We start from the raw sequence: 9,918 nt of genomic DNA, 5'->3' as shown, positions 1-9,918 counted from the left end.
CGCGACCGCCACCCGCTGTGGCAACACCGTGCTCAACCGGCATCGCGCGCCGGCGTCGCGGCACCTGCGGCTGCTGGGGTCGGTGCCGAACGTCCGGGCCAGGGCCTTCCGCCACAGCGCCACCGAGATCGGCGTCGAGGGCCTGGCGGTGGTCGCCACCTCGACCACCAGCGCCGCCACCCTCGCCGGACTGTCCTTCAATGGTCTGGACGACATCACGCCGACCGCCCGCGGGCTGCTGCTCGAGGCGCAGCGGGGATTGGCCTTCGCGGTGGACTGCTCCCAGGCGAAGGAGTTCGCCCTGGCCCACTGGCTGGTCGGCGGCGCCGATGGCGGGCGGGTCTTCGTGCGCTGCTTCGATGCGGCGATGAATGTCCGGGAGAATCTCGCCGGCGACGCGCTGGCCTCGATCACCACCCTGCTGTGGAATGTCCCGTCCAAGGCCTGGACCGGCGGTGCTGCCATGGCCGATGCCTCGCTGAACAAGCGCATGACGGTGCGGCTCGGGCCCGGCGTCGCCTTTGCGCAGATCGGCATCGTCGGCTTCGACGGGCAGATCGAGGTTGAGGCGCTGCGGCTCTACGGTTTGCCCGAGGCGGCGCCGGCGCTGCTCTGCGGCACGCCCGCCCTGCCGGTCGGGCAGCGGGAGTTCGCGGTGGAGGTATCGTGGGACCTGCCCAGCCTGGCGCCGGGGGCGACCAGCCTGCTCGACGTCACTGTGGCTGGCGCGCGGCAGGGCGACCTTGCCCAGGCCGCGCTGGCATCGTCGACGCGCTTCGTCGAACTCGACGCCACCGCATGGTCCAACAACACCGTGCGCGTCATGGCGCGCAACATCTCGCCGACGGCGACCTTCGATTTGGGTCTGGCGACGCTTTCGGTGACGGCGACGAAGCGGCGACTTCCGTAGCGGACCAATCATGCCGCGCTTGACCATCCCACAATAGGAAGCCCTACATCCCGGGCGACCGTCAGGGTCCGACTGTCCCAACGGAGACCGACATGAACATCGGGCAGGCCGCGCAGGCCTCCGGGTTGCAGCAGGGCCGCGACCGGCCAGGATGCTCCGGTACCACGAGGCCATCGGCGTGATCCCGAGGGCGGGCCGGGCGGAGGGGGGGCTATCGCGTGTACTCCGACGCCGAGGTGAATACGCTGCGCTTCGTCAGAGCCCAGCGTTCATGAAGCTTACCGGATGTCCTTCTGCCTCGACGGCACGGCCGCTTCAGCCGCGCCAAGCCCGTGTCGAGCCGCCCCGTCCGTCCGGTGCGCGGCGGCGTCGAACACGGCCTTGACCTCGCGCAGGCGTTCTTGCGCCGCGTCATCCAGCGCCCCCCCGGCGGCCAGGAGACGCTCGATCGCGGGTCCCCACAACTCGATCCCGTGCGCGTGGGCGCGCGCGAGCAGTTCGGGCAACGCGGCAATAGCTCCCTTGGGGTCGAGCCTCACGAGATTGGCCTGCTTGCGGATCATCTGCCTGAGTTCCGCCGGCGACAGGTCGCTCTCGCCCAGGCAGTGCTTGCAAAGTGTCTGGATGAGATTGAAGCCGCGCTCGTCGATCGAGCCGCGCAGACTGCCGACGTAGTAGGTTGCGCGGATACCTGCCTCGATCAGGCCCCCCTCGGCAATGTCGGCGCGCAGGCGCTCGATTTCCGCGGCCACGAACGCCTGGTGCTCCGGGGTGGTGCCCGGATGCTGGCGGGGCTCCGTGACGTCCCTCGCGTTCATCCCCGCCCAGGCCTGCACCCAGGGCGATCCGTAGATGGCATTGAACGTCTGCTCGTAGGCGTTGTCCCGCCAAATACGCCATTGATCGAGCGTCCCCTCGATGGCGCGGGACATCATCCCCTGTGCTTGCAGAAAGGGATTGTCGGCCGAAACCGGCTGCCGGTTCTCCCGCTGCGTCTGCGCCTGCTGCGCAATCCAGCCCATCCATGGATTGCGGTCTGAAACCAGGTCATAGGAGAGGCGCAGCGAATGCATCCGCTGCAGCCACAGCGCCGATTGCGGCGTGACCGCGGCCCGGACCCAGGGCTGGACGAAGCTCCGATAGAGGCTGAGATTGATCTCCGAGATGCGCGCGGCCGCGGCGAAGCGCCGGTCGCTCTCAGTGTCCGGCTGCACGATCTCCCGGATGTCATCCAGTCGGCGCTTCTCCAGAGACAGCACGTAGTCGCCGAACGCCAGTTCCGGATTGAGCGTCTCCGGCCCCTTGTCGTGGAGCTCGGCCTCGTAGATGCCGGACGGCAGGAGATCGAGGAGTTCGATGTTGGTCGCGAACTCCTGATGTTCCTTCCGGCCGACGCTCCCCGAGACGAAGATGCCCAGATGGCCGATGCTGTCGTGGACGGCGTAGATGATGGTCTGGTCGTGCGCCCGCACCTCGTCGTCGTCGCGGTAGAGGTCGGTGATCCAGCCGAGCGCCTGCGGGGGCGGCGTGATGTTGTCGCCCTTCGAGCAGAAGACCAGGATCGGGGAGCGTATGTTGCGGAGGTCGATGCGGATGCCGTCCGACGTGATCAATTCGGCGCTCGACAGCCGGTTCCCGACGAACAGGTTGTCGACGAGGTACTGCATCTCGATGTCGTTCAGGAAGACGTGGCCACCCCAGTATCGCTCGAAGCCGAGGTACCGCTCGCGTTCGGTATCGATCTTCGAGAAGAGGTCGTACTGCTTGGTCCAGAGCGTGTTGGCCGGATTGAGGTTCTCGAAGTTCTGGACCAGCCAGGCTCCGTCGAACCGGCCCGCGCCGAGATCGCTGGTCAGGGCCGTCAGCCAGCTGCCGCCGAGCAGTCCGCCGGCGTAGCGCATCGGGTTCTTGCCCGGCCAGCCCGCCCAGTAGGACAGCGGAGCCCCCGCGACGATGATCGGCCCGAACAGCTCGGGACGCATGGCGGCGGTCATGAGGATCTGCCAGCCCGCCTGGCAGTTGCCGATCACGACCGGCTTGCCCTCGCTGTCCGGATGCAGGGCGATGACCCGCTCGAGGAAGGCCGCCTCGGCGCGCATCACGTCCTCGACGGTCTGGCCCGGCACCGGATCCGGCAGGAAGCCGACGAAATAGCACGGATGGCCGGCGCGGAGGGCGACGCCGATCTCGCTGTCGGCCTTGAAGCCCCCGATCCCCGGCCCGTGCCCGGCCCGCGGGTCGACGACGACGAAGGGCCGCTTGTGCGGGTCGATCTCGATGCCCTCGGGAGGGATGATGCGTACCATGCCGTAATTGACGGGGCGCTCGAGCTCGTGCCCGGACATGACGGGCTCGTGTGCGAAGCTCAGCACATGCGGCGCCACCTGAGCGAGATGCTCCAGGTACTGGTTGCCGCGCTCGCGCATGACGTCCGCGTAGAGAACGCCGCGCTGCCAAAGATCCACGGCGTACTCAAGCGCGGAGTTGGCGTAATTCGATCCAGGTGCCCGGGAACGGGGTGCTCCGTCGACGCCCGTGCGTAGCGCCTTCACCGTCCCGCCGGCGCGGGACTGTGTGCCGGGAAGCGTATCCTGGGCTTTCCCGCGCCCCCCGATGGGCCGCGTTTGCGGAGGCTCCGGCAATGCCGCGGGCTTCGGTACGGACGTGATTGTCTTGTCGGACATGCGTTTTCCTCATAGATCGCTGCGGAATCCGGTTGCATATGCATAGTTGTGCGCTGCAACTTGATATTAAGGCGTGCGCTGACCTGACCGGTCTTTTCGACCGGGCCGCGGCTGTAGCCCCAGGCATCCGTGACATCCGGAAGCAGCAGCGGGGGGCTGTGTCGCATCATCCACCGGGCGTCGTCCTCAGGAGCCCTGATGCATGCCGGCAGGCTGCGCGGCGCAAGGCACGCGCCTGCCGGCACGCCAAGGCGCTACCGCGCCGGCCCCGCCATGCCGCGCGCCATCGGTCCGGGGCTGCCGGGCAGGATGAGCCAGGCGAGCGCCTCGACGGTGCGCCGCTGCCCTTCGTCGAGCGCGGGCATCAGCGTGGCGGCAGCCTCGCGGCAGGCGCGGGCGCGCTCGAGTTCGGCGGTGAGCCGAGCCTCCTGGGCGGCGAGATGCTGCTCCAGGCCGGCGCCCGGCGCGATGGCCGGAATTCTGCCGCGCGCCTCGCGGAAGCGGGTCGCTGCCTCGCGGATCTTGGCAGCGAACGCGTTCCACGCTGCTTCCTGGTCGGCGCGGATGCGCAGTTCCGCGCGCAGGAAGGCGAGGCCGCCCTCCGCCCGCTCGGCGAGCAGGTCATGCAGCTGCTCACCCATTCCCATCCCTTGGGAGGCACCGCCCGGCATGCCTCGCATGGGCATCCCGCCGCCCATCATGCCGGGCATTCCGCCGCCACCCATGCCGGGACGCCCCATGCCGCGCCGACCATCCTGATCTTCCACGTCCACATGGATGTCGGGGCCGACGTTGATGATGACGTTCATCGGCGTGCCGTAGGGGCCGTGGCGCCGCATCATGCCCATCCCCATGCCGGGCCGGCGATCGTCTCCGCCCATCATCATCGGCATGCCGCCTTGGCCACCCATCATTCCCATCATCCCCATGCCACCACCCGGCGCGGGTGCCGCCGGGGCCGATGCCGCGGGGGCGGGCTGCGCCGCGCCGGGGGCTGCCGTCGCGGCGGCGCCGCCAGGGTGATGCGGATCCGCCGCAGGGGCCTGCTGAGCCATTGCTGGCCATGCGAGCAGAAGCGCCGCCGCCACGGCGGCTCCGTGAGTCATGCGTGCAGACATGGTATCTCTCCTCCTTGCCATTCGCGCCGGCGTGCTCCGGAATGGAGCTCGCGCTTCCAGAGCCTTGGATGACGCGACGTTCCGATCATCTTGCTTCGGGTCCGCGCGCATTGGCGCGCCGCGCCGCCAGCAGCGCGAGCGGCGGCACCACGACCCATTGCAGCAGCGGCGCGAGCCCCGTGCCGAGCCAGGGCAGCCGCGGCATCGCCTCGGTGTAGGCCCAGGCCTGCCGAAGCTCGACGTTCACCCACTCGCTGTAGAGCGTGTAGGCGACCCCGACCGCGACAGTCGCGCTCAGCACCCGGGTGAAGCCTCGCGCCGGCCAGGTGTCCTCGCCCGCCAGCAGCAGGGCCCAGGCGAGTGCGGCCACGCCGATCAGCGCATCGCCGAGCGTGCAATGCAGGACGGCATAGACAATCGTGCCCGAACTGGCATCGCGCCACAGCGTATAGAGCGGCAGCTGCGCGACCTCCCACACCAGCATGGCCGGCACCAGGAGCATCGTGTAGGCCCGCATGGCGCGGAGCCAGGACGCAGGGCGCCATGCGGTGCGAGATGGGCCATCCATGTGCCGCTACCCGCGTCATGCCGCGACCGCCGGAGCCGTCGCGCCGGCCTGCGCTATATCCCGGCGAAGCGTGGCCAGTCGATGCTCGCCCTGGCGGCCCAAGAGACGGGCATTGAACGCCACCACCACTGTGGAAAGAGACATCAGCGCCGCCCCCATGGCCGGCGTCAGCAGGATGCCCCAGGGCATCCCCACGCCGGCGGCGAGCGGAATCGCGATGACGTTGTAGCCGGTCGCCCAGACCAGGTTCTGCGCCATCTTCGCGTAGGTCGCGCGGGCCAGGGCCAGGATCGCCACCACGTCGCGCGGATCGTTCCTGACCAGAACGATGTCCGCCGCCTCGGCCGCGACGTCGGTCCCGGCGCCGATAGCGATACCAAGGTCGGATTGCGCCAGCGCCGGCGCGTCGTTCACCCCGTCGCCAACCATCGCGACCGTCAGGCCCTTCGCTTGGATGGCCTGCACAACCTCCGATTTCTGGTGCGGCAGCACCTCGGCACGCACCTCGTCGAGGCCGAGTTCGCGCCCGACCTGCTCGGCAACCGGCTTCGCGTCGCCCGTCAGCATCATGCAGCGCAGGCCGAGCGCCTGAAGCTGGCGCACCGCCTCGCGGCTCTCCGGGCGGATGATGTCGGCCAGCGCGACGGCACCGGCCACCGCACCATTCAGCACGACGAACACCACGGTGCGGCCGGCCTGGTGTTCCGCCGCCACGCGCGCATCCGTCACCGCGATGCCACGGCGGCCCAGCGTGCCGGGGCTCACCACTTCGACCTCGCTGCCCTCGATGGTGGCGCGGGCGCCCTCGCCGGGCAGGTTGCGGAACTCGATCGCCGGCGGCGCGACGATGCCGCGGTCGGCGGCGCCGCGCAGGATGCCCTTGGCGATGGGGTGCTCGGACGCGGCTTCGAGACCCGCCGCGAGGCGCAGCACCGATGTTTCGTCATGGCCCGCGCCGAGCGGCACCACCGACACCACCCCGAAGCGGCCCTCGGTCAACGTGCCGGTTTTGTCGAAGACCACCGCCTGCAGCGCGCGGGCGCGCTCGAAGGCGGCGCGGTCGCGGATCAGCAGCCCATTGCGCGCCGTGAGCTCGGTGCTGACAGCGACCACCAGCGGGACGGCAAGGCCGAGCGCATGCGGACAGGAGATGACCATCACCGTCACCATCCGCTCCAGCGCGAAGGCCAGCGGCGCGCCGAGCAGCAGCCACACGGCGAAGGTGCCGCCGCCCACCGCGATGGCCACCCAGGTGAGGACCCCGGCGGCGCGGTTCGCGAGATCCTGCGTGCGCGAGCGTGTCGCCTGCGCCTGCTCGACGAGCCGGATCACCTGCGAGAGATAGGTCTCGCCGCCGGTGCGGTCGATCCGCACGGTCAGCGCGCCGTCACCGTTCACCGAGCCGCCAACGACGCGGCCGCCCGTGGTCTTGTCCACCGGGCGCGATTCGCCGGTCAGCATGCTCTCGTCCACCGAGGAGCTGCCCTCGGTCACGGTGCCATCCGTCGGCACCTTCGCACCGGGCCGCACCAGCACCAGGTCACCGGGCTTCAGGGCGGAGATCGGCAGTTCCTCCTGCGCGCCGCCGGCGCCGAGCCGCGTGGCGGTCGCCGGCATCAGCCGCACCAGCGCCTGCAAGGCACCGGAAGCGCCGAGCACCGACTTCGCCTCAAGCCAGTGCCCGAGCAGCATCACCAGGATGAGGGTCGCGGTCTCCCAGAAGAAGACCTCGCCCGCGAGGCCGGCGAGCACCGCGAGGGAATAGATGTAGGCCGAGACGATGGCGAGACTGACCAGGGTCATCATCCCGGGCTTGCCTTGGCGCACCTCGCTCGACAGGCCGGTGATGAAGGGCCAGCCGCCGTAGAAGAACACCGCGCTGGCGAGCGCCGCCTCGACCAGGCGGTCACCGGGGAAGGCGATGATGCCCGACAGGCCGACCAGCATCTGGATGTGCTGCGACAGCAGCACCACGCCGAGCGTCAGCGGCAGGCAGATCCAGAAGCGGCGGCGGAAATCGGCGACCATGGCGCCATGGTCGTGCCCGGCGTGGCCATGCCCAGCGTTGCCATGCCCGGCGTGGGCATTGGCAGGCATGGGCGCCACGGCCGCGCCGGCCACAGCTGGTGCATGGCCGTGGTGGTGGTGATGGGTGTGATCGTGTCCATTCGTCATTCCAAGAATCCTCGGCTGGCTGCGGCGTCGAACTGTGAGGGGCTCAGCGCAATGGCGCTGCGCCGGAGGCAGGTCGGCCGAGGCGCGGGAACCAGCCCGGTACCCGCGCCCGCCAGACGGCATACTCCTGGCCGAACCGTGCGGCCGCCTCGCGGTCCTCGCGGATGGCAAGGCGGACGTACATTGCGACCAGCACGGGATACATCAGCAGCGTGACGAGGGTCGGCCACTGGAACAGGAAGCCGGTCATGATCAAGATGAAGCCCGCATATTGCGGGTGACGCAGCTTGGCATACGGACCGGTCGTGGCCAGGCGGCCGGCACGAACGGCGCGGAACAGCACCGGCCAGGCCGCGGCCACTAGCCAGAAGCCAGCAATGATCAACACCGTGCTCAGCAGGTGGAACGGACCGAAATGCGGGTTCAGCCCGAGCCCGAGCATCATCTCAGGAAGATGGCCGGCGTCGTGGCTGAACCAGTTGACGCCGGGCCAGCGCGCCTGCAGCCAGCCGGACAGCAGGTAGATGGTCAGGGGAAAGCCATACATCTCCGCGAAGAGAGCGACGATGAAGGCAGAGAAGGCGCCGAAGCTGCGCCAGTCCCGCGCATTCAAGGGGCGTGCGAAGCTGTAGGCGAAGGCAATGAAAAGAGCCGCATTCGCCGCCGCCAGGATCCAGAAGCCGTAGCCCTCCATGGCGTTCATGACCGCGCCCCGGGGCGCGGGCCATCGCTGCCACCATGTCCACCGTGGCTGCCGTGCATGAAGAAGTGCATCAGCGGGCACAGCAGCAGAATGCCGAAGGGCAGCCACTGGAAGACGTGCGCGGTGTGCTCGAAGAGCAGATAAGCCGCCGCGATGACGCCGAAGCCGATGAACACGCTGCCCGTTCGGCTGCGCCAAAAGCCCTGCTCCGGCGACGGCCCGGCGTGATGGTGTGCATGGTCAGACATGATGTCCGTATCTCCGGTAACGTGAGGCGACGGCGGACCGCCCGCCGCCGGGCCCGCCAATCACCCCGGGTCGGGCGACGGCGCGGCCTCCTTTCGGGGTCGCGTGCGCGCTGGCTGCGCGTCGCTGGCTGTCGGGTCAGCCGGCCCCCGCGCAGCGAAGCTCGGCGCCGGCGGGTCATTTGCCATCGCCATGCAGCACTCGTGCAGCTTCGGGATCACTTCGAGCCAGGCCCGCACCGGTGCTGCCGCCAGTTCGGTCAGCGCCAGGCCGAATCCGACCTGGGCCACAATGGCGTCTCCCGGATCATGCGCAGTCGCAAGGCGGCTTGCCGCCTGGCTTGCATGCTCCAACGCGCTGCGCACCATCGCGAATTGCGCCTCGATCGCGCCTTGCTGCTCCTGCTGCAGGCGGCGCAGGGCGACGGACACGGCAGGGTGACGGTTGGCCGGCTCGGCCGCTTCTGCGGCGCCGAACCAAGGGACCAAGGTGCTGATCGGCCACATCGTATCGGCCAGAGGGCCATGCTCAGTGCTGCTCATGGTCATCATCCCCTTTCCGTTGTGCCAAGGCGCGGGCCGGGTCCCCGGCCCGCGCAACCAGGGGGCCTCAGCGCGTCTGCCCCTGCGGCATCTGACCCATCGGCATCTGGCCCATCGGCGTCTGCCCCTGCGGCATCTGGCCGGGGGCCATCTGCGCCATGGGCATCCCGCCGCCCTGCATCATCTGCCGGTGAGCGTCCTGCATCTGTTGCGGCGACATCATCATGCCGGCGCCGGGCCGCGTCTGCGGTGCGGGGCTCGGCGCCGCCTGCGCCGGCGCCTGCGGCTGCTGGCCGTCATGCCCATGCGGGTCGGCGCCCTGCGCCCAGACGCCGGCCCCGAGGCCGGCAGTCAGCGCGGCAGCCAGGGCGAGAGTGAACTTCAAGCGAGACATCGTAGACATTCCCTTGCTCGGGTTATCCTGCGCTGCGTAACAGCAGGCTACGTCATGCGTGTTGTTGCTTCGTGACAAAACATTGCTGCCGGGCTGCTTCACCCCTGCAGTCGCTCCGACTTCCAGCCGGCGGACCGAAGCTCGCGGTCGAACCATTCGGCGTCCGCGGAACCGCCCTGGATGCTGACCTCGCGTGTGCCGAGGTCGAGCGTCACCTCCGCGTCCGGATCAACGGTCCGGAGGACCTTGGTGACGCCCTTCGCGCACCCGCCACAGCTCATGTTGGAAATCCTGAAGCGAAGCATCTGACCCTCCTCGTGGTCCTTGTTCCGATGATGGGAAGCCTCGGGCTTCCTATTATGGGAAGGTCAAAGCCTGCTTCATGACAAAGCATTGCGGCGCGCCCCGCCGCTTCGCGACATGCTTTGTCATGAAGCGATCATCGCGGGGACATGTGGACACTTCCGGCAACCCTGCTGAGAGGCTGGTTTGACGATTTGATCTGCCCGGGATGTTGCTGTGCGTTGGCTGATTGGCAACGGCTGGCTGGCTGATCGGGCTGTCACGGACGGCCCGCC

9 protein-coding genes and 1 pseudogene are annotated in these 9,918 nt (G+C 69.1%); 1 reads left to right on the top strand and 9 read right to left on the bottom strand.

What is annotated here, in order from left to right:
• Positions 1 to 910 (top strand): annotated as a pseudogene (locus tag KPL78_RS29935) (hypothetical protein); the annotation flags it as partial.
• Positions 911 to 1,188: 278 nt separating this feature from the next.
• Here KPL78_RS29935 and KPL78_RS29930 read toward each other — a convergent pair.
• The 9 genes from KPL78_RS29930 to KPL78_RS29890 all read right to left on the bottom strand — a co-directional run bounded on the left by KPL78_RS29930 (position 1,189) and on the right by KPL78_RS29890 (position 9,645).
• On the bottom strand, positions 1,189 to 3,594 hold the full coding sequence (locus KPL78_RS29930; protein ID WP_219766966.1) for a DUF3141 domain-containing protein: 2,406 nt from the start codon (positions 3,592 to 3,594) through the stop codon (positions 1,189 to 1,191).
• Between the two features lie 254 nt (positions 3,595 to 3,848).
• The gene (locus KPL78_RS29925; protein ID WP_219766965.1) at positions 3,849 to 4,508 is read right to left on the bottom strand and encodes a Spy/CpxP family protein refolding chaperone; all 660 of its coding nucleotides are present in this window, start codon (positions 4,506 to 4,508) and stop codon (positions 3,849 to 3,851) included.
• Between the two features lie 289 nt (positions 4,509 to 4,797).
• Positions 4,798 to 5,229 (bottom strand): hypothetical protein, encoded by a 432-nt coding sequence (locus tag KPL78_RS29920; RefSeq protein WP_219766964.1) that lies wholly within the window; start codon positions 5,227 to 5,229, stop codon positions 4,798 to 4,800.
• 66 nt (positions 5,230 to 5,295) lie between these two features.
• Entirely contained in the window at positions 5,296 to 7,455 is a 2,160-nt protein-coding gene (locus KPL78_RS29915) for a heavy metal translocating P-type ATPase (RefSeq protein WP_219766963.1), read from the bottom strand.
• Between the two features lie 43 nt (positions 7,456 to 7,498).
• Positions 7,499 to 8,158: a methyltransferase family protein gene (locus tag KPL78_RS29910; protein ID WP_219766962.1), complete on the bottom strand. Its 660-nt coding sequence runs from the start codon at positions 8,156 to 8,158 to the stop codon at positions 7,499 to 7,501.
• On the bottom strand, positions 8,155 to 8,406 hold the full coding sequence (locus KPL78_RS29905) for a DUF2933 domain-containing protein (RefSeq protein WP_219766961.1): 252 nt from the start codon (positions 8,404 to 8,406) through the stop codon (positions 8,155 to 8,157). Before KPL78_RS29905 ends, KPL78_RS29910 begins: the two co-directional genes overlap by 4 nt.
• 60 nt (positions 8,407 to 8,466) lie before the next feature.
• The gene (locus tag KPL78_RS29900; protein ID WP_219766960.1) at positions 8,467 to 8,955 is read right to left on the bottom strand and encodes a hypothetical protein; all 489 of its coding nucleotides are present in this window, start codon (positions 8,953 to 8,955) and stop codon (positions 8,467 to 8,469) included.
• A 58-nt stretch (positions 8,956 to 9,013) separates the two neighbouring features.
• Entirely contained in the window at positions 9,014 to 9,340 is a 327-nt protein-coding gene (locus tag KPL78_RS29895) for a hypothetical protein (RefSeq protein ID WP_219766959.1), read from the bottom strand.
• A gap of 98 nt (positions 9,341 to 9,438) precedes the next feature.
• Positions 9,439 to 9,645, bottom strand: coding sequence for a heavy-metal-associated domain-containing protein (locus KPL78_RS29890; RefSeq protein WP_219766958.1), 207 nt, complete (start codon positions 9,643 to 9,645; stop codon positions 9,439 to 9,441).
• Positions 9,646 to 9,918: the final 273 nt, after the last annotated feature.

Source organism: Roseomonas alba (assembly GCF_019430885.1).
GTDB lineage: Bacteria > Pseudomonadota > Alphaproteobacteria > Acetobacterales > Acetobacteraceae > Neoroseomonas > Neoroseomonas alba.
Note: the sequence above shows the minus strand (reverse complement) of the source record. Positions and strands in the feature narration are given on the sequence as shown.

What these genes read in the sequence shown, in the direction of transcription:
- KPL78_RS29930 (WP_219766966.1), bottom strand. Translation starts at nt 3,594, where the DNA reads ATGTCCGACAAGACAATCACGTCCGTACCGAAGCCCGCGGCATTGCCG.
- KPL78_RS29925 (WP_219766965.1), bottom strand. Translation starts at nt 4,508, where the DNA reads ATGATGGGTGGCCAAGGCGGCATGCCGATGATGATGGGCGGAGACGAT.
- KPL78_RS29920 (WP_219766964.1), bottom strand. Translation starts at nt 5,229, where the DNA reads ATGCGGGCCTACACGATGCTCCTGGTGCCGGCCATGCTGGTGTGGGAG.
- KPL78_RS29915 (WP_219766963.1), bottom strand. Translation starts at nt 7,455, where the DNA reads ATGACGAATGGACACGATCACACCCATCACCACCACCACGGCCATGCA.
- KPL78_RS29910 (WP_219766962.1), bottom strand. Translation starts at nt 8,158, where the DNA reads ATGAACGCCATGGAGGGCTACGGCTTCTGGATCCTGGCGGCGGCGAAT.
- KPL78_RS29905 (WP_219766961.1), bottom strand. Translation starts at nt 8,406, where the DNA reads ATGTCTGACCATGCACACCATCACGCCGGGCCGTCGCCGGAGCAGGGC.
- KPL78_RS29900 (WP_219766960.1), bottom strand. Translation starts at nt 8,955, where the DNA reads ATGATGACCATGAGCAGCACTGAGCATGGCCCTCTGGCCGATACGATG.
- KPL78_RS29895 (WP_219766959.1), bottom strand. Translation starts at nt 9,340, where the DNA reads ATGTCTCGCTTGAAGTTCACTCTCGCCCTGGCTGCCGCGCTGACTGCC.
- KPL78_RS29890 (WP_219766958.1), bottom strand. Translation starts at nt 9,645, where the DNA reads ATGCTTCGCTTCAGGATTTCCAACATGAGCTGTGGCGGGTGCGCGAAG.